This window comes from Pseudomonadota bacterium (assembly GCA_013285445.1).
In the GTDB taxonomy this organism is placed as follows: domain Bacteria; phylum Pseudomonadota; class Gammaproteobacteria; order Xanthomonadales; family Wenzhouxiangellaceae; genus Wenzhouxiangella.
Genome location: CP053448.1, coordinates 145,722 through 163,773, shown reverse-complemented (window position 1 = coordinate 163,773; position 18,052 = coordinate 145,722). Strand labels below are relative to the sequence as shown.

General features: G+C 65.8%; 16 protein-coding genes. 10 read left to right on the top strand and 6 right to left on the bottom strand.

The features are described from left to right. The first annotated feature begins 355 nt into the window (after positions 1-355). From mnmE to HND55_00895, 4 genes are all read left to right on the top strand, one after another. Positions 356-1,675: a tRNA uridine-5-carboxymethylaminomethyl(34) synthesis GTPase MnmE gene (mnmE, locus tag HND55_00910; protein QKK03936.1), complete on the top strand. Its 1,320-nt coding sequence runs from the start codon at positions 356-358 to the stop codon at positions 1,673-1,675. A gap of 98 nt (positions 1,676-1,773) precedes the next feature. Continuing rightward, positions 1,774-2,202: a CBS domain-containing protein gene (locus HND55_00905; GenBank protein ID QKK01329.1), complete on the top strand. Its 429-nt coding sequence runs from the start codon at positions 1,774-1,776 to the stop codon at positions 2,200-2,202. 36 nt (positions 2,203-2,238) lie between these two features. Beyond that, positions 2,239-3,114, top strand: coding sequence for a fructosamine kinase family protein (locus tag HND55_00900; protein ID QKK01328.1), 876 nt, complete (start codon positions 2,239-2,241; stop codon positions 3,112-3,114). Positions 3,115-3,209: 95 nt separating this feature from the next. Continuing rightward, positions 3,210-4,196 (top strand): glutathione S-transferase family protein, encoded by a 987-nt coding sequence (locus tag HND55_00895; GenBank protein ID QKK01327.1) that lies wholly within the window; start codon positions 3,210-3,212, stop codon positions 4,194-4,196. A 114-nt stretch (positions 4,197-4,310) separates the two neighbouring features. Here the strand turns inward: HND55_00895 and HND55_00890 are convergent, their stop codons facing one another. The 4 genes from HND55_00890 to HND55_00875 all read right to left on the bottom strand — a co-directional run bounded on the left by HND55_00890 (position 4,311) and on the right by HND55_00875 (position 7,357). Further along, positions 4,311-4,943 (bottom strand): response regulator transcription factor, encoded by a 633-nt coding sequence (locus tag HND55_00890; protein ID QKK01326.1) that lies wholly within the window; start codon positions 4,941-4,943, stop codon positions 4,311-4,313. After that, on the bottom strand, positions 4,940-6,085 hold the full coding sequence (locus HND55_00885; GenBank protein ID QKK01325.1) for a sensor histidine kinase: 1,146 nt from the start codon (positions 6,083-6,085) through the stop codon (positions 4,940-4,942). The genes HND55_00890 and HND55_00885 overlap by 4 nt, the downstream gene beginning before the upstream one ends. Before the next feature lie 96 nt (positions 6,086-6,181). After that, positions 6,182-6,823, bottom strand: coding sequence for a thymidine kinase (locus HND55_00880; GenBank protein ID QKK01324.1), 642 nt, complete (start codon positions 6,821-6,823; stop codon positions 6,182-6,184). Between the two features lie 12 nt (positions 6,824-6,835). Further along, positions 6,836-7,357 carry a hypothetical protein gene (locus HND55_00875; GenBank protein QKK01323.1) on the bottom strand — a complete coding sequence of 174 codons (522 nt, stop codon included), beginning with the start codon at positions 7,355-7,357 and terminating at the stop codon, positions 6,836-6,838. Between the two features lie 113 nt (positions 7,358-7,470). On the opposite strand from HND55_00875, the gene HND55_00870 reads away from it, so the two are divergent. From HND55_00870 to HND55_00850, 5 genes are all read left to right on the top strand, one after another. Further along, the gene (locus tag HND55_00870) at positions 7,471-9,465 is read left to right on the top strand and encodes a UvrD-helicase domain-containing protein (GenBank protein QKK01322.1); all 1,995 of its coding nucleotides are present in this window, start codon (positions 7,471-7,473) and stop codon (positions 9,463-9,465) included. 136 nt (positions 9,466-9,601) lie between these two features. Next, entirely contained in the window at positions 9,602-12,016 is a 2,415-nt protein-coding gene (locus HND55_00865) for a S9 family peptidase (GenBank protein QKK01321.1), read from the top strand. A 70-nt stretch (positions 12,017-12,086) separates the two neighbouring features. Then, complete coding sequence (locus HND55_00860) at positions 12,087-12,536, top strand: DUF192 domain-containing protein (protein QKK01320.1); 450 nt, start codon at positions 12,087-12,089, stop codon at positions 12,534-12,536. Between the two features lie 323 nt (positions 12,537-12,859). Beyond that, a complete protein-coding gene (locus HND55_00855; GenBank protein QKK01319.1) occupies positions 12,860-13,093 on the top strand; it encodes a hypothetical protein in 234 nt (77 codons plus the stop codon). A 188-nt stretch (positions 13,094-13,281) separates the two neighbouring features. Then, positions 13,282-14,055 carry a hypothetical protein gene (locus HND55_00850; protein ID QKK01318.1) on the top strand — a complete coding sequence of 258 codons (774 nt, stop codon included), beginning with the start codon at positions 13,282-13,284 and terminating at the stop codon, positions 14,053-14,055. A 535-nt stretch (positions 14,056-14,590) separates the two neighbouring features. On the opposite strand, the gene HND55_00845 is transcribed toward HND55_00850, so the two are convergent. After that, positions 14,591-14,743: a rubredoxin gene (locus HND55_00845; GenBank protein QKK03935.1), complete on the bottom strand. Its 153-nt coding sequence runs from the start codon at positions 14,741-14,743 to the stop codon at positions 14,591-14,593. 239 nt (positions 14,744-14,982) lie between these two features. Between HND55_00845 and hemL the strand changes: the two genes are divergently transcribed. Then, positions 14,983-16,269 carry a glutamate-1-semialdehyde 2,1-aminomutase gene (gene hemL / locus HND55_00840; protein QKK01317.1) on the top strand — a complete coding sequence of 429 codons (1,287 nt, stop codon included), beginning with the start codon at positions 14,983-14,985 and terminating at the stop codon, positions 16,267-16,269. Between the two features lie 183 nt (positions 16,270-16,452). On the opposite strand, the gene HND55_00835 is transcribed toward hemL, so the two are convergent. Then, positions 16,453-17,412, bottom strand: coding sequence for an integron integrase (locus tag HND55_00835; protein ID QKK01316.1), 960 nt, complete (start codon positions 17,410-17,412; stop codon positions 16,453-16,455). Positions 17,413-18,052: the final 640 nt, after the last annotated feature.

The following is an 18,052-nucleotide window of genomic DNA, read 5'->3' as shown; positions in this document are numbered from 1 at the left end:
GCCGGGGTTGATGCCACCGGACGGCCTGGCGGCTTCGACACGTCAAAGGCGGTTTCGCCCGGCCTGCTTCGCAGGCGCTTTGGGCGAGGTGCTGTTGCCTCGCGCGGCAACAGTACCCAAAAACGCGCTCGCAAGACGCGGTGGGTCTGCAGGACCAGAGCGCTCCGAGGCTTAACGGAGATAGCGCCTGAGCCTTCGCCATGGCTCGGTCGAGAAACACGGCGTTTTCGACAGATTCTCGGCGTTGCCCGCAACTGGATAATACGGCCTCGATTGCGCCGGCTTCGATGAAAGCTGGCGCCCCAACGCACCAACAAACCAACAAACCTCACCCCTCATGGCAGAATCCCCAGTCATGGACCAGGCCACCGACACCATTGTTGCGGTCGCCACGCCGGCGGGCCGGGGCGGCGTCGGGGTGGTGCGGCTGTCCGGCCCGGGCAGTCCTGCCATTGGCGAAAGACTGTGCGGGCCGCTGCCATCGCCACGCCGGGCGGCTCTGCGCAGCTTTCGCGACAGCGGCGGTACCAGCCTGGACACCGGCCTGGTGCTGGTCTTTCCCGCGCCGAATTCCTTTACCGGCGAGGACGTGGTCGAGCTGCACGGCCACGGCTCACCGGTTGTGCTCGAGATGATCGTGTCGGTCTGCGTTGAATACGGGGCCCGGCGGGCCGGCCCGGGCGAGTTCAGCCAGCGCGCGTTTCTCAATGGCCGCATGGACCTGGCCCAGGCCGAGGCCGTCGCCGACCTGATCGATGCGGCCACCGGCACGGCGGCACGGGCGGCGCACCGCAGCCTGGAGGGTGCTTTTTCGAGCGAGGTGGACGCACTCGCTGATGCGCTGGTGGAACTGCGGGTCTGGGTCGAGGCGGCGCTGGACTTTGCCGACGAGGACGTCGATTTCCTGGCTGATGGCCAGGTCGGTGAACGGGTGAGTGAACTGTGCCGCAGGCAGCAGACGCTGCTGGCCCGGGCCGGAACCGGTCGATTGCTGACCGGCGGTGTGCGTATTGCCATTGCCGGCCGGCCCAATGCCGGCAAGTCCAGCCTGCTCAACGCGCTCAGCCGGCGCGAGGCAGCGATCGTGACCGAGGTGCCAGGCACCACCCGCGATGTCCTGCGCGAGAGGGTCTCCATGGGTGGCCTGCCCGTGGTGGTGGCCGACACCGCCGGTTTGCGGGAAACCGATGACCGGATCGAATCCGAAGGCGTGCGTCGCGCCGAGCGCGAGATGCAGTCGGCGGACCTCATCTTCTGGGTCGTTGACGTCACCGAGCCGGGATCGCAGCCGCCGCCGGCGGGGCATGTGCCGCTGATCCGGATCGACAACAAGATTGATTTGATCGGCGAGACGCCGTCGCGCCGCGAGCGCCACGTCCGGCTTTCGGCGCGGACCGGTGACGGTGTGGAGCTGCTGGAACAAATGGTTATCGACGAGCTGGGCGTGACCGAGACCGGCGACGAGTTCTCGGCGCGCCGGCGCCACGTGGAGGCCATCGAGCGCGCCGGCGAACATCTGCGCCGCGGCCAGGCCGAGCTGGCGGCAAGCGGTTCAGGCGAACTTCTGGCCGAAGAGCTGCGCCTGGCCGCCGAAGCCCTGGGCGAGATTACCGGCCGGATGAGTTCCGACGAGCTGCTCGGCCGGATTTTCGCGAGTTTCTGTATCGGCAAGTAGCCAGCGCGGTGTTGTTGCCGCGGCAGCGGTGTTTGCCCGCTGTGCAATGCAGCCCTATACTTCCGGGTGTCGGCCATGACGCGAACGAGGACGGATGCATGCACACGATTCGCCAGATCCTGAAAGAAAAGGGCGGGACTATCTGGTCGGTCACGCCCGAAAACACGGTCTATGAAGCCATTCGCCTGATGGCCCTCAAGGGGATCGGTGCCCTGGTGGTGCTCGACGACGGCAAACTGCATGGCGTGTTTTCCGAGCGCGACTATGCGCGCAAGGTCATTCTCGACGGCCGCTCGTCGCGCGAAACCGCGGTCGGCGATATCTGCTCCTCGCCGGCCATTACCATTTCACCCCGGGCCACGGCTGATGAAGGCCTGGCGCTGATGACGAGCAAGCGAATCCGGCACCTGCCGGTGGTCGAAGACGGCGAGCTGCTTGGCGTGGTGTCCATTGGTGATCTGGTCAACGCCGTGATCGGTGATCAGCGTCAACTGATCGAGCAGCTCGAACGCTACGTCAGCGGCTGATGCGCCGCCAGGCTCGATCGGAGCCGGAGCGCTGTCGTGGGGGTTGACCTCGAGCATGCCGCGGCCATCGCCCGGGGCATCGGGATCGACGAGCATGGCCTGCGCGTGCTGCCGATCAGCGGTGGCGACATTGCCCAGACCTACGTCCTGCAGTCGCACGACGGATGGATCTTTCTCAAGACCCTGCCGCTGGGCCAGGCTGGGCTGTTGTCGGCCGAAGCCGACGGACTGGAGGCGCTGCGCGAAACCGGCACGGTCCGGGTGCCCGGTGTCATCAAGCGGGGCCTTCAGGATCGTTTCACATGGCTGGCGCTGGAGTATCTCGACCTGCAGGAGCGCAGCGAGCGGGCTGATCGCACCCTGGGCACAGAACTGGCCGCTCTTCACCAGCATACCGGCGAGCACTTCGGCTGGCGGCGCAACAATTATCTCGGCCGCACGCCACAGCCCAACCGCAGCAGCGATGACTGGCGCGAGTTCTTTGCCGAGCAGCGCCTGGTCCACCAGTTCAACCGCCTGATCAACCGCCAGGACGGCGGCGCGTGGCCCGACCTTCGCAACGAAGTCGTCCAGGCCTGGCTGCGGCTCACCCGCGGCTACCGTCCGCAAGCCTCGCTCATTCACGGCGATCTGTGGCGGGGTAATGCCGCCGCACTCGGCGAGCGTCCGGTCGTCTACGACCCCGCCGTTCATTACGCCGATCGCGAATGCGACCTGGCCATGGCCGACCTGTTCGGCGGCTTTGCGCCGGAGTTTTTCCAGGCCTACCAGGCCGGCTGGCCGCTGGAGACGGGATGGGAGCAGCGGCGCCCGTTCTACAAGCTCTACCACCTGCTCAATCACGCCAACCTCTTCGGCGGGGGCTATCGTGACGCCGTTGCCAAACTTTCGCGGCGACTGATCGGCAACTGACACCAAAGCGCACGGCCGGTCCGTGACGGGGTCATCCGGGTGCCGCCCGGAACTTGTTACCATAACGCCGTTGATGTTTTCACCCCGGAGAATGCATGGGCCTTCTGGTGGACGGCAAGTGGCACGATCGCTGGTACGACACGGATTCAACCGACGGGCGCTTCAAGCGCAGCGAGTCGGCCTTTCGCAACTGGATCACGGCTGACGGCTCTCCGGGCCCTTCGGGAAAAGGCGGATTCAAGGCCGAGCCCGGGCGCTATCATCTCTATGTCGCCTATGCCTGTCCCTGGGCACATCGCACTCTGATCTTTCGCAGGCTCAAGGGCCTCGAAGGCATGATCAGCGTTTCGGTGGTCAACCCGATCATGCGTGAAAACGGCTGGACCTTCGAAGACGGCTACAAGGTCACGCCCGATCCGATCCACAACGCTGACTATCTGCATCAGGTTTATACCGCGGCGCAACCCGACTACAGCGGCCGGGTCGTGGTGCCGACGCTGTGGGACCGCGAGACAGCCACCATCGTCTCCAACGAATCGGCCGAAATCATACGCATGTTCAACTCGGCCTTTGATCAGGTCGGTGCCGCCGAAGGCGATTACTATCCCGAGGACCTGCACGAGCAGATCGACGCCATCAATGAGGCGGTCTATCACCGTGTCAACAACGGCGTCTACAAGGCCGGCTTCGCCACCACCCAGGACGCCTACGAGGAAGCGGTTCTTCCGCTGTTCGAAACGCTGGACGAGCTCGAGGAACGGCTGAGTACTGACCGCTACCTGTGCGGCACACGCCTGACCGAGGCCGACTGGCGTCTGTTTACCACCCTCATTCGGTTCGACGCCGTCTACGTCGGCCACTTCAAGTGCAACATTCGCCGCATCGAAGACTACCCGCACCTGTCGAACTACCTGCGCGAGCTGTTCCAGATGCCGGGGATTGCAGAAACGGTCGATTTTCACGCCATCAAGCTGCACTACTACGGCAGCCACGCCACGATCAATCCACACTACATCGTGCCGGTCGGTCCGGCGCTGGACTTTCACCGGACCCACGACCGCGAGCGACTGAGAGCCGACTGAGCCTCGTCCGTCGGGGATGCGACCCCGGCCTACCGGGAGTGGATTGCGTCACGAAGGCAATGCCGGATGCCGGTCGGTCTTTTCCGGGACGACGGGCGCCGTTTTTCCGGCCCTTCAGATGATCTGCAGGGTGATGGCTTTTAGCACCGCTCGCGTCCGGTCGCGGGTGTTGAGCTTGTCGAGGATGTCGGAGACGTAGTTCTTGACCGTGCCCTCGGCCAGGTGAATGGCGCGCGCGATCTCCTTGTTGGAATAGCCGCCGGCGAGCAGGCGCAGGATCTCGATTTCGCGCTCGGAAAAGCGGTCGACCGGCGGCGAGTCGTCGCGGTAGCGATAGCGCTCGGCCACGCGATCGGTGCAGACCGGCTGCAGCCGGGTCTCGCCGGCGACAAGCGCGCGCATCAGTTCTTCGAGATCATCCGGAGAAATGTCCTTGAGCGCGAAACCCCGAGCCCCGGCCTCGGCGGCGGCCAGCATCAGCGCGCTGTCGTCGAAGGTGGTCAGCAGCAGCACCGGCGGTGTATTGTCCCGCTGCGAGAGCCGCCGGCACAGCTCGATGCCGTCGACGCCCGGCATTCGAATGTCGCAGACCACAAGGTCCACGTCCTGTTCGTCCAGGGCCGCCAGCAGCGGCTCGCCCGCGGATGCCTCGATCGCGACCTGCATGTCCTTCATCTCGTTGATCACCGACTTCAGCCCTTCGCGAACCAGGCCCTGATCGTCGGCCAGCGCAACGCGGATGCTCATGGGTAGGGCTCCAGGGGCAGGGTGGCGACCAGCTCCAGTCCACCGGCCGCACCGCGTTCGATCTCCAGCGTGCCGCCAAGCTCGGCCAGGCGTTCGCGCATGCCGGTCAGTCCATGGCCCGGCCGGATTCGATCCGGCGCGCGACCGTCGTCCCCGATGGTCAGGAACAGGCGGTCGGTCTTTCGCTCGAGGCGGACACGCAGGGTTTCGGCCGGGCCGTGCCGCGCGGCGTTGGTGAGCGCTTCCTGGACGACGCGCAGCAGGACTTCGGCCTGGTCGGCCCGGGGGACCCGGGCCGTGTCGTCCACGTCGAGTACCAGGCGCGGTCGGGGAAAGGGCCTTGCCAGCTCCTCGAGGCTTTCGACCAGATCGATTCCCTCGCTCTCGCGCAGATGACGGACCACCGATCGCAGATCCTGCAGCAGCTCGTCGGCCAGGGCGGAGGCGTTTTCGATCTGGCCGGCGACGCTGCCTTCCAGGTTTCGCGCCAGGCCACGCAGGTTGAGCTTGAGCGCGGTCAGCTTGTGACCGGCCACATCATGCAGTTCGCGCGAAAGGCGCAGGCGCTCCCGGTCACGGGCGGTTTCGTCAAGCAGCGAACGCGTGGCCATCAGCCGGGCATTGACCGATCGGAGCTGCTCGGCCATCTGCTCGGCGCGACGCGCGTTGCGCATGACCATCACGGCAAACAGCTGGAAGGCGACAAATCCCATCAGCGACAGGGCGACGTTGCGCGGGTTCGCGTCCCAGACCAGCACCAGAATCGCCGCGAAAACCACGTTGGTCGCGACCAGAGCGGCGACCAGGGCAGGCGATTCGAAGCGATGCGCAAACTGGGTCGCCAGCAGAATCAGCAAAATGGGCGTGGAGCCAGAGGGCGTCACCCACAGGATGGCCAGGGTCAGCACCGTCAGCGCCGCCAGCAACAGATCGACAAGTCGGCGACCGATCACGTCGTCGAGCAGGCAGCCCAGCCAGGCCAGCAGAAAGAGGACCAGCAGGGCATCGACCCACCAGCGCATGGTCGACCAGCCGAAGACGCCGGTGACCGACAGCCAGACCGCCACCCAGGCGGCATAGGACGCCCAGGCCAGCGGATCGGTCAGCAACTCACGTGCAGCTTGCTTCCACTGTTCGTTCATGCCCCCTGTATAGCGGGGCAACCGGCCGACCACAACCGCAAAAGCGCAAGTCATGACTTTCGGCACCTCAACGCGCACCGCGCGGTCTGTCTGATTTCAGTTGCCGAGCAGGTTCCGCTGGGTTTCTGTCTGCACCGGCTCGAAGTCGCGCACCTTCTTGCCGCCGTAGAAGACCAGCTTGAATTCGCGCCGGCTGACCGGCACGTAGCGGTCGTTGCCGCCGATCTCGACCTGTGCGCCGTCGGTCACGGCGTAGCCGTTTTCGTCGACGCGCACGACCATCGTGGCCTTCGAGCCGGTGTGGCAGATGGTCTTGAGCTCCCTGAGTTCGTCGGCCCAGGCCAGCAGAAACTGGCTGCCCTCGAACAGTTCGCCGCGAAAATCCGTGCGCAGACCGAAGGCCAGCACCGGGATCTTCAGGCGGTCGACGATTTCGGTCAGCTGGTAGACTTGTTCGCGGGTCAAGAACTGCGACTCGTCGGTGAGCACGCAGTGGATGTTGCCCGAGGCGAGCGCGTCGTGGACCAGCTCGAACAGGTCGTCATCGCCGCCGACCGCCAGCGCGGGCTGCTCGATGCCGACGCGCGAGCGGATCACGCCCTTGCCGGCGCGATCGTCGATGGCCGGGCTGATCAGCAGCGGGCGCATGCCGCGCTCGAGGTAGTTGTAGGCCGACTGCAGCAGGACCGTGGTCTTGCCGGCGTTCATGGTCGAGTAATAGAAGTAGAGCTTCGCCATCGCGCGCGTGAATCAGCCTTCCCCGCGCGGATCCAGCCAGATATCGACCCAGACCGCCTTCAGAGAGGGCTGTCCGGCCAGCCAGTCGTCGAGGCCCTGCCGCATCTGCACGCAGTCCTCGCAGCCCGAGCGCGCGTAAAGCAGCAGGTAGATGTCGGCGCCCGGCAGGTCGTCCACGCCGAAGGCCTCGCCCCCGGGCGTGAGGGTGCGCTCGAGCAGCTGGTCGATCTCCACCATCGAGCGCTCGCGGCGCCCGTGGTTATAGGTCAGCGCCAGTTCCCGCTCGAATCCGTTCCGGTAGCCATGCAGGTGCCAGGCCGTGCTGAAGTCGGTGAAGTACACGTAGAGCTGCGGCACCCTGCGGATCACCCCCGCCCGCTTGGCCTGGGCGCGGGTGTTGCCGACGAACTGCTGGTGCTTGAGCACCACCTCCTCACGCTGGACGAGCTCGATGCGCGTGATATCGGCGCCGGGGGCCGCTGAACTGGCAATCGACACGGCCAGGAAGAGGGTCAGGGTCAGAAGGGGTCGCATGGGTGGGAGTATATCGTTTTAAGGAAAGGGTTCAGGGGTCAGGTTCCAGGAGCGCCGCCGGAGAGCAAATTTTCCGGCGGGTAGAATCGTCCATCCAGTAAAATGCCGCGCCCATGTCCAAGCCCGCCATCAAACTCAACCCGGCCCAGCGTGCCGCGGTCAAGCATATCGACACGCCGCTGCTGGTCCTGGCCGGCGCGGGCTCGGGCAAGACGCGCGTGATCACCGAAAAGATCGCCTGGCTAATCGACCAGGGTCATTACGGGGCGGGCGAGATCGCGGCGATCACCTTCACCAACAAGGCCGCGCGCGAGATGAAGGCGCGCATCGGCAAGCGTCTGGGCCGCAAGCGCATCGAAGGCCTGACCGTCTCGACCTTCCATTCCCTGGGCTGGCAGATTCTGCGCTCCGAGCCGGAAGCGGCCGGGCGACGCAAGGGCCTGAGCATTCTCGACCAGCATTCGGCCGGCGACCTGGTGCGCGAGCTGCTGCCCTCGGGCGCGCCCAACGACATGGTTTATGCCGTGCAGGCCGGCATCGGCCGCTACAAGGACGCCGGGCTCAGCCCCGAGCAGGCGCTGACCGCGGCAAGCAGCGAAAACGCCGCCCGCGCCGCCGCAATCTACGCCGGCTACCAGGAGCGCCTGGCGGCACTCAACGCGGTCGACTTCGACGATCTCATCGGCATCCCGGCCGGCATGCTCGAAGACCCGGTCATTCGAACGCGCTGGCGCCACAAGCTAAAATACCTGCTGATCGACGAATACCAGGACACCTCCGGGGCACAGTACCGGCTGCTCGGGCGCCTGGCCGCCGACACCGGGGCCTTCACCGCCGTCGGCGACGACGACCAGTCGATCTACGGCTGGCGCGGCGCGCGCCCGGAAAACCTGGCCAGCCTGAAGACCGACTGGCCGAATCTTGCCGTGGTCAAGCTCGAGCAGAACTATCGCTCCACCGGCTACATACTGACTGCCGCAAACGCGGTCATCCGCTGCAACCCGCACCAGTTCGAAAAGAATCTGTGGAGCGAACACGGTCCGGGCGAGAAGATCAGGATCGATGAGTACGCCGACGAAGCCGACGAGGCCGAGTCGATCGCGCGCGCTGTCGTTACCGAGGTGCACGGTGGCCACGCCCGCTTCGGCGACTGCGCGGTGCTGTACCGCTCCAATTTCCAGGCCCGCGCCATCGAGCAGCAGCTGCGCGAGTACGGCCTGCCCTTCGTGGTTTCCGGCGGCCCGAGCTGGTTCGACGCGCGCGAAGTGCGCGATTGCCTGGCCTACCTGCGGCTGCTGGTCAACCCGGACGACAACCCGGCGTTCATGCGCGTGGCCAACGCGCCGCGCCGCGGGCTGGGCTCAAGTGCGATGGCGCGCCTGGCCACCTACGCCGAAGCCACCGGCAAGAGCCTGTTCGAGGCCGCGCTCGAGCCGATCTTCCAATCCGAACTACCCACCCAGGCCGCGCGCGGTTTCCGTTCGTTCACCAACATGCTGATCGAATTCAAGGACCGGGCCGCGCGCGGCAGCATCGGTGAAACCTACACCGAGATGATCGAGCACATCGGCTATCTCGACTGGCTGGTCGGCACCGACGACGATCCGAAAAAGGCCGACCGCCGGCGCCGGTCGATCAAGGATCTGACCGGTTGGGTCGAGCGCCTGGCCGCCGACGTCAACTCCGGCGAGGAACTGATCGCGCGCGTGTCGCTGGCCGCCGGCCCGGACGACGACCGCAACGACGGCGCCGACCTGGTGCGCCTGATGACCCTGCACGCGGCCAAGGGCCTGGAGTTTCCGCGCGTGTGGCTGGCCGGTTGCGAGGAAGGCCTGATGCCGCACAGCCGCTCGGTCGACGAGGACACCATCGAGGAAGAGCGACGGCTGATGTATGTCGGCATCACCCGCGCCGAGCGACGGCTGGCCATCAGCTACGCCCGCCGGCGCCGGCGCGGCGGCGAAGTCGTCAAGACCGCACCCAGCCGCTTTATCGACGAGCTACCCGAGGACGCCATTGTCTGGCCGGCCCGCCACGGCAGCGAGGAGGCCACGGCCGAGTATGCGATGGACACCATCGCGGCGCTCAAAGCCATGCTCGACGGCTGAGCGGCGGAAGGGAAAAGCCGGAACCGACAAGACGCAGGAACGACGCCCCGACTGCCCGCCCGGGACTTCCGGCACGTGAACGCGCCTGGGGTGCTGTGGCTATACTGGGCGCCTTTCGAACAACGAGGTGTCGAGCATGCAGCGCGTATTGGCCGCTTTCCTGATCATCTTCGGCCTGGTCGCCACGGCCGGAGCGAACGAGAATTACCGTGAACCCGATCCTGCGCTGGCCGCCCTGGTCGACGCGCCGCTGACGCCGACCTCGGCCGTGTCGCCGGACAAGCGCTGGCTGGCGGCGTTCGAGTACAAGTGGGTCAAGCCCCTCGAGGAGGTCGCCCGCGATGAGCTCAAGCTCGCCGGCATCCGCATTGACCCCGTGACCGCATTCCGTTCGCGCACGACCCTGCTGGAGTCGATCATGCTCAGCGATTTGCAGACGGGAGACAAGGTCGAAGTCGACGGGCTGCCCGAAGGCGCCCGCATCGCCTCGCCAACATGGTCTTCGGATTCGCGCAACCTGGCCTTCACGCTCGAACACGGGGACAAGCACACGCTGTGGCTCTACAACGTCGATGCTCGAGCGGTGCGCCAGCTCTCCGATCGCCCGCTCAACGGCGTGCTGACCGCCACTCCCTTCAGCTGGCTGGCCGACGGCAGCGCGCTGCTGGTCAATCTCGCCGTCAACCACGGCAAGACGCTGCCGCAGCCCGGTCTCGACGCGCTCGCTCCGGTCATCGAGGAAACCGACCCGGCGAACAAGGCGCCGGTGCGCACCTACCAGGACCTCCTGCAGACGCCGGCCGACGGCGAACAGTTCGAGTTCCTGGCCACCGGGCGGCTGGCTCGCGTTGATCTCGACGGCAATCTCACGCCGCTCGGACAGTCCGGGCTGATCTCGGCATTCGAAGCCTCGCCCGATACCCGCTTCGTGCTGGTCGAGCGCATCAAGCGCCCGTTTTCCTACTCGGTCCCTTACTACCGCTTTGCCGTGCAGACCGACGTGATCGATGCCGCCGGCGCGTTGGTGACGACCATCGCCGACCTGCCGGTGGCCGAAAACATTCCCAAGGGCTTCGACTCGGTCCGCACCGGCCGGCGCGACATCGGCTGGCGCGCCGATCAGGCCGCCACGCTGGTCTGGGCCGAAGCGCTCGACGGCGGCGACATGAGCGCCGAAGTCGAGCACCACGATCAGGTCTACACGTGGGCCGCGCCGTTCGAGGGCGAACCGGTCGAGCTGATCGCCACCGAGCGCCGCTTCGCCGGCATCCAGTGGACCGAGGCCGATTTCGCCATGCTGATCGAGTGGCGCTTCTCCGATCGCAAGCTGCGCATCTGGCGCTTCGAGCCGGACCAGCCCGACGCGGCACCGGTGCTGTTCAACGAGCGCTCGTACAACGACGTCTACAACGACCCCGGCACCCCGCTGACCACGCGCAGCGAGTTCGGCACCGAGGTCATCGACGTGATCGCCGACAGCAAGGTGCTGCTGGCTGGCCTCGGCGCCTCCCCGGAGGGCAACATCCCCTTCCTCGACCGCCACGATTTCTCGTCGGACGAAACCGAGCGCCTGTGGCAGTCGGAAGCGCCCTACTACGAGCGCGTCGTCGACGTGCTCGACCCGGCCGGGCAACGCCTGCTGACCCTGCGCGAGGCACGCGACGAGCAGCCGAACTTCTTCATCCGAGACCGGGTTGCGCAAACGCTGACGCAGGTCACCGGGTTTCCGCATCCGCATCCGCAGCTCAGCGGCATCGACAAGGAGTTGATCCGGTACCAGCGCGACGACGGCGTGGACTTAAGCGGCACGCTCTATCTGCCCCCGGGCTACAGCGAAGGCGACGGCCCGCTGCCGGTGCTGATGTGGGCCTACCCGCTGGAATACCGCGACGCTGGTGTGGCCGGGCAGGTGCGCGAGTCGCCCTATGAGTTCAACCGCATCAGTTTCTGGGGGCCGCTGCCCTACCTGGCGCTGGGCTACGCCGTGTTCGACGACCCCAAGATGCCGATTGTCGGCATCGGCGACGAATTACCCAACGACAATTTCCGGCCGCAGCTGGTCGCCAGCGCCCGGGCGGCCGTGGATGTGCTGGTCGAGCGTGGCGTTGCCGAGCCCGGCCGGATTGCCATAGCCGGGCATTCCTACGGCGCCTTCATGGTCGCCAACCTGCTTGCCCACAGTGACCTGTTCGCCGCCGGCATCGCGCGTTCCGGCGCCTACAATCGTTCGCTCACGCCCTTTGGCTTCCAGGGCGAAGAGCGCGATTTCTGGGAGGCGCAGGCGGTCTACGCCGCTGCCTCGCCCTTCTTCCATGCCGAAAAGATCGACGAGCCGATGCTGATGATCCACGGCATGGAAGACAACAATTCGGGCACCTACCCGATGCAGTCCGAACGGATGTTCGATGCGCTCAAGGGCCTGGGCGGGCAGGCAAGGCTCGTAATGCTGCCGTTTGAGTCCCACGGCTACCGGGCCCGCGCCTCGCTGATGCACATGCTCTGGGAGCAGCAGCGGTGGCTGGAAACCCATCTCAGCGGCGAATCCGACTGATTCGGTGGCTGTGAGGCCAAACGGCAATGCTGTCCCGGGCGCCGCACGGATCCTTGACGGAGCGATGGAGATGAACCGGATCAAGCTCGCAACGATGGCCGTCACGATGCTGATGCTGGCCGGCTGCACTGCCAGCGAGCCTTACGTGGAGGTCAAGGGCAAGCGCTTCATCGTGGAAGTGGCCAACGACGACGCCAGCCGCGCGCAGGGACTGATGTTTCGCGACGAACTGGCCGACGACCGCGGCATGCTGTTTGTCTGGCGCCAGTCGGCGCCGCGCGCGTTCTGGATGAAGAACACGCGCGTACCGCTCGACATCATTTATCTCGACCGCAACCTGCAGGTGGTATCGATCGCGGCCAATACCCCGCCGTGCCGGCTGCGGCAGGGGCGTTGCCCGAGCTACCCGAGCGCCGGTCCGGCCCGGTACGTGCTGGAAATCAACGCCGGCCAGGCCGCGGCGCTGGGCCTCGAGCCCGGCGACCGGATCGAGGTGGGCAACATCGCGGGACTGGAATGACCCCCCGGTCGGGATCATATCCGGCCCCGCGCGGGCCGATCCGGGCCGGTGATGGTTGGGGATGTCTCGTCCGTCGGGGACGCGGCCCCGACCTACGGGCGGGGTTCGCGTTGGCATCGGTCGTCGCGGCGCCGGGGTTGCAGGTCGCGGTCGCATCCGCGATGGGTCGGAGGTCGTTGTGTCACGCGCGCCGGATTGGCGGTCATTGATCACGCATGCAGGGGTCGGAAGCCATCGCGTCCCGCGTGCCGATTCCGGATCTTGTCCGTCGGGGTGTGGCCTTGGCCCATGCGGTTTCAGAACACGACAGGAGGCACCATACGATGTGGATCTTGAGAAAGCTGTTCGGCCCCATCCAGCGTTTTCTTCAGCGCCGGCGATTTCCGACGCTGTTTCTCATTCTGGCCACGCTGCTGGGCGCCAACCTGCTCATCCCGGACCCGATTCCGCTGATCGACGAGATGATCATGCTGGTTGCCACCGTCACCGTCGGGGCCTTCCGCGAGCGGCGGAAACGGGGCGCGCGAGACCAGGGGTCGGTCGAGACCGAGGAGTAGGGTCGGAGGTCGTCCCGTCCCGCGTGCCGATTCCGATCCTCGTCCGTCGGAGACGCGGCCCCGACCTACAGTCTGTCGGGCGCGGCGCCGACCTACGGGCGGGGTTCGCGTTGGCATCGGTCGTCGCGGCGCCGGGGTTGCAGGTCGCGGTCGCATCCCCGACAGGCCACTGCGATATCCTGACCGGCATGAACCTGCCTGCCGCCACCCAGCAGCCCATCACCGTGCTGCAGCTCTCGGACAGTCACCTGCCGGCCGACCCGCAGGCGCGCTACCGCGGCCAGTCGGCGGATGTCAACCTGGCCAGTCTGCGCTCGGCTGCCCGCAGTCTGAAACCCGAGGTCATCGTGCTGTCGGGCGATATCTCCGAGGATGGTTCAGCGGAATCGTACTGGCGCATGGGCGGTTTCGTGCGCGATCTGGCGCCGGTCGTCGGCTGGATCCCCGGCAACCACGACAAACGCGCCGTAATGGCGCCGATCTTCGATGAGCTCGGCTTCGATGCCGGTCCGGTCCTAATCGCCGGGGGCTGGCAGCTGGCGCTGCTCGACTCGGCCTGGCCGGGTCGGCCCGACGGGGAACTCGATTGCGAGCGTCTGGCGCCGCTCGATCAGCTCGACCCGGGCCTGCCGGCACTGGTCTTCGTGCATCACCAGCCCGTACCGGTCGGCTCACCGTGGATCGACAAATATCCCCTGAACAACGCGCAGCGCCTGTGGCGAGCGCTGGCCGGCAAGCCGGTCCGGGCGGTGGCCTTTGGCCATGTGCATCAGGTCTTCGAAGGGGAACGGTACGGGGTGGCCTGTCTGTCGGCGCCTTCGACCGTGGCCAACGGGCTTCGCGATGTACCGAGATTCACTCCGGGCAATCTCGGTCCGGCAGCGCGCTGGTTCCGGCTGTGGCCCGACCGGCGCTGGCAGTCCGGAATACTCGGCGGCGAGCTGTCGGCGCCCGACTGCTAGCCCGCACTATTCATGAATCGCCGCGATGATTGCGCAGGGGATTGTTCGCACAGCGGATTTTCCGACCGAGCGGAATACCAGGCTGTATTTCCGAGGGAGGAACATCCGCTGTGCGGACAAGGCGCAAGCAAGGGCGCGAGTGAATTCATGAATAATGCGGGCTAGTGGGCCATGCGGCTAATGAGGTAACACTCAGCCGTCGCAATCGCGCCTTGCATCTGGCCCCTGAGGCACTCGCTATAAGTCACAAGATGAGTGACGGGGTACACTAGTGGTCCTTCAACCTGATAACTTAGGGTTCAGCGTTCCTGTGGCGTTTCGCCGCAAGGCGCGCCGCGCCGGGAATGGCCATCGCCCTTGCCAAGCGGCGGAACGCAGCAGCGGAGCGCCACAGGAGCGCCCGAAGGGTTGGCCTGTCAGCGTCCATGGCGGCGTTCCGGCTCTTGCAAAGGGCGATGGCCATTCACTGCGAGCCGCGCCTTGCCCTGAACGCTGACAGACCAACTGAACCCTAAATTATCAGGTTGAAGGACCACTAGAGTTCCACCATCTCGAAATCTTCCTTGCCGGCCCCGCATTCGGGGCAGACCCAGTCATCGGGAATGTCCTCCCAGCGGGTGCCGGGCGGGATGCCCTCTTCAGGCACGCCTTCCTGCTCGTCGTAGATCCATCCGCAGACGATGCACATCCAGGTTCGATACGGTCGCTCGTCGCTCACCGGTTGTCAGATCCCTGTTCGAAACGACCCGCCATTTTACGGGATGGACGCCAACGCCGTGTGGTTGACGCGTCCTCTGGCGCAGATCCATGCCGCCGCCGGTTGTGAGCCCGCGGTCCCGGCCCCATACCGTAAACTGTGCGGGTACAAGCCCGACCCGGCCGCTTTGCAGCGGCGAGACGAGCACCACGGGAGCTGCCTGAACCACAATGACGACCAGTCACGACTACTTCACCCGCGCCCGGGCCCGCATTCCCGGCGGTGTCAATTCGCCGGTCCGCGCTTTCGCGTCGGTCGGCGGTGAGCCGATCTTTTTTGACCGGGCCGAGGGTGCCTACATGTTCGATGTGGAGGGCAAGCGCTATATCGACTACGTCGGCTCCTGGGGCCCGATGATCTGCGGCCACGCCCATCCGGCGATCATCGAGGCCGTGCAGCGGGCGGCGGCGAAAGGCCTGAGCTTCGGCGCGCCGGCGCCGGGCGAGGTGACCATGGCCGAGATGCTGTGCGAGATGATTCCATCGCTGGAACGCGTGCGCATGGTCAACTCCGGTACCGAGGCCACCATGTCGGCACTGCGCCTGGCGCGCGCGGCCACCGGGCGCGACCGCTTCATCAAGTTCGAGGGCAACTACCATGGCCACGGCGACAGTTTCCTGGTCAAGGCCGGCTCGGGCGCCCAGACCCTGGGCGTACCGACCTCGCCCGGCGTGCCCGCCGCACTGGCCGAACTGACGCTCAACGCCCGCTATAACGACATTGACAGCGTGCGCCGGCTGTTCGAGGAACACACCGATCAAATCGCGGCGGTGTTCGTGGAACCGGTGGCGGGCAACATGAACTGCATCCCGCCCGCGCCCGGTTTTCTCGAGGGCCTGCGTCAACTGTGTGACGAACACGGCGCGGTGCTGGTCTTCGACGAGGTGATGACCGGTTTTCGCGTCGGTCCGGCCGGCGCCCAGGGCCGCTACGGTGTGGTGCCGGATCTGACTACCTTCGGCAAGGTCATCGGCGCGGGCATGCCCGTTGGCGCTTTCGGCGGCCGGCACGAGATCATGAAACTCGTTGCCCCGGAAGGCCCGGTCTATCAGGCCGGCACGCTGTCGGGCAACCCGGTGGCCATGGCCGCCGGAATTGCCAACCTGGAACTGCTTAAAGAAGACGGCTTCTACGAGCGGCTCGAAGCGCGCACCCAACAGCTCGCTGACGGCCTCAGGCAGGCCGCCGACAGGGCCGGCGTGCCGATGGCCACGGTTGCTGTGGGCGGCATGTTCGGCTGCTTCTTCACCGACGCTGAAGCGGTCACGAACTTCGAGCAGGCCGCGGCCTGCAACGTCGATCAGTTCAAGGCCTTTTTCAGCGCTATGCTTTCAGCCGGCATCTACCTGGCACCGTCTGCCTTCGAGGCCGGCTTCGTCTCCAGCGCCCACACCGCCGCCGATATCACCGAAACGGTCGCCCGTGCCGCCGAGATCTTGCAAGACATCGCCGGCTGACACCGGTCGCGCGGCCGGTAACCCGCCGTCGATTCAGCCGTTCAGACCGATCGGCCATCAAGCAGCAGCGCGCCTTCGAGACCCCGCAACCGGCCCGCGTTTGCCCCACCGCTGCAACTCCCTTACACTTTTCCCCGGGGGCGTGGCCTGTGGCGCGGCCCGTGGCGGTAGCGTGCCCGAAGATCACATCCCGTCCATCGGACTTCTCGCCCCCAGCGCCCCGCGATTGATCACGTGCGTATAGATCATCGTGGTGCGCACGTCCGAATGCCCCAGCAGCTGCTGCACCGTCCGGATATCCGCCCCCGACTCGAGCAGATGCGTGGCGAAACTGTGGCGAAAGGCGTGGCAGGTCACCGGCTTGTGAACGCCCGTCCGTCGTCCCGCCTGCTTGACCGCTCGCTGCACGGTCTGCGCCAGAAGGTGGTGTCGCCGAACCAGTCCTGTCCTTGGGTTGGCTGACAAACGGCGGGCGGGAAACACCCACTGCCAGCCGGGCTCGAAGCGGGCATTGGGGTATTTGCGGCTCAAGGCGTGAGGGAGATGCACCCCGCCGCGAACCCGCTGGCGATCGAGCGCTGCAACGGCCAGGGCCTTTTCCACCTGCACCTTCATCGCGGTGATCGAAGAGTCCGCCAGCACGGTTACCCGGTCCTTCGCGCCTTTTCCGTCGCGAATCACCAGTTCGCGCCGGGCGAAGTCGATATCCTTCACGCGAAGGCGCAGGGCCTCGGAAATTCGCAGGCCGGAACCATAGAGCAAAGCGACGATCCGGTCATGCGGCGCGGGCAGCTCGGCCAGAACAGCCCGGATCTCCGAGCGATCGAGCACAACCGGCATGTTCGCCTTGCGGCGCGCCCGCACAACGTCATCGAGCCAGGGCAACTCCATGTCCAGAACCCTCTGGTAGAGGAAGAGAATGGCGTTCAACGCCAGGTTCTGGGTCGAGGGCGCGACGTGCCGGTCCACCGCAAGATGCGTCAGAAACGCTTCGACATGCCTTTTGCCCAGATCGCGCGGATGGCGAAGATCATGAAAACGGATAAACCGACGCACCCAGTGCAGGTAAGCCTGCTCGGTCCGATAGCTGTAATGCCCGGTTCGCAAAACCCGCCGCATCCGGTCCAGCAATTTCTCGGCCATGTTTGCCTCAGGAAACAAACCCGTGGCATATTCAACAGCAGGCCAGAAGAAATCGCAGCGGCAAACCGGCCTGACCGGCCGTAGGAATTTTCCGAACTATATGTACGAATTTACGCCTAGCAACGTCCGAACGTCAGCAAAAACCGTGCAATATCAGAAAGTTGTGTCCAATGAAACAAAAATCCACAGACTAAACGGCGCATCAGCCGGCTTAGTCACTACAATCCGCTTTTCAAACCTAGTTATAGGTTATAGCACTTGTGCTGTCCAGCAGATGATCCGTTGCCACACTTCGAAGCGTCGCTGCTTCCACTTGAGTGCCGGCAGAGAACTGGTAGCAGCCCTATGCGGCACGTCGCGTTGCCTTTCCGGCCCGCCGGTCAACGTCGCGCTGGTTAGGCTTCGAGCGCGCGGGCTCCGAGTGGAAAGCTCGTTGCCAAACTGGCAGAATTGAGCCATGGGCGGCGGTGGCGCGTTTCGTATTGGTGGTTTCAGCAGGCTGGCGCTTCGGCCCGGCTTTCCTACGGCTCCACTCTGGCCAGTGCCTTCGCTCCAGGCCGCACCCTTCGCCACAGCAGGACGGCAGATGCGCCCCGCGCGCCTTCGGCCTGAAAACAGGCGGCAATCCCGGGTGCTCTGG

What these genes read in the sequence shown, in the direction of transcription:
- HND55_00880 (QKK01324.1), bottom strand. Translation starts at nt 6,823, where the DNA reads ATGGCGAAGCTCTACTTCTATTACTCGACCATGAACGCCGGCAAGACC.
- HND55_00855 (QKK01319.1), top strand. Translation starts at nt 12,860, where the DNA reads ATGTGGATCTTGAGAAAGCTGTTCGGCCCCATCCAGCGTTTTCTTCAG.
- HND55_00875 (QKK01323.1), bottom strand. Translation starts at nt 7,357, where the DNA reads ATGCGACCCCTTCTGACCCTGACCCTCTTCCTGGCCGTGTCGATTGCC.
- HND55_00885 (QKK01325.1), bottom strand. Translation starts at nt 6,085, where the DNA reads ATGAACGAACAGTGGAAGCAAGCTGCACGTGAGTTGCTGACCGATCCG.
- mnmE (QKK03936.1), top strand. Translation starts at nt 356, where the DNA reads ATGGACCAGGCCACCGACACCATTGTTGCGGTCGCCACGCCGGCGGGC.
- HND55_00905 (QKK01329.1), top strand. Translation starts at nt 1,774, where the DNA reads ATGCACACGATTCGCCAGATCCTGAAAGAAAAGGGCGGGACTATCTGG.
- hemL (QKK01317.1), top strand. Translation starts at nt 14,983, where the DNA reads ATGACGACCAGTCACGACTACTTCACCCGCGCCCGGGCCCGCATTCCC.
- HND55_00870 (QKK01322.1), top strand. Translation starts at nt 7,471, where the DNA reads ATGTCCAAGCCCGCCATCAAACTCAACCCGGCCCAGCGTGCCGCGGTC.
- HND55_00865 (QKK01321.1), top strand. Translation starts at nt 9,602, where the DNA reads ATGCAGCGCGTATTGGCCGCTTTCCTGATCATCTTCGGCCTGGTCGCC.
- HND55_00850 (QKK01318.1), top strand. Translation starts at nt 13,282, where the DNA reads ATGAACCTGCCTGCCGCCACCCAGCAGCCCATCACCGTGCTGCAGCTC.
- HND55_00835 (QKK01316.1), bottom strand. Translation starts at nt 17,412, where the DNA reads ATGGCCGAGAAATTGCTGGACCGGATGCGGCGGGTTTTGCGAACCGGG.
- HND55_00890 (QKK01326.1), bottom strand. Translation starts at nt 4,943, where the DNA reads ATGAGCATCCGCGTTGCGCTGGCCGACGATCAGGGCCTGGTTCGCGAA.
- HND55_00860 (QKK01320.1), top strand. Translation starts at nt 12,087, where the DNA reads ATGAACCGGATCAAGCTCGCAACGATGGCCGTCACGATGCTGATGCTG.
- HND55_00895 (QKK01327.1), top strand. Translation starts at nt 3,210, where the DNA reads ATGGGCCTTCTGGTGGACGGCAAGTGGCACGATCGCTGGTACGACACG.
- HND55_00845 (QKK03935.1), bottom strand. Translation starts at nt 14,743, where the DNA reads ATGTGCATCGTCTGCGGATGGATCTACGACGAGCAGGAAGGCGTGCCT.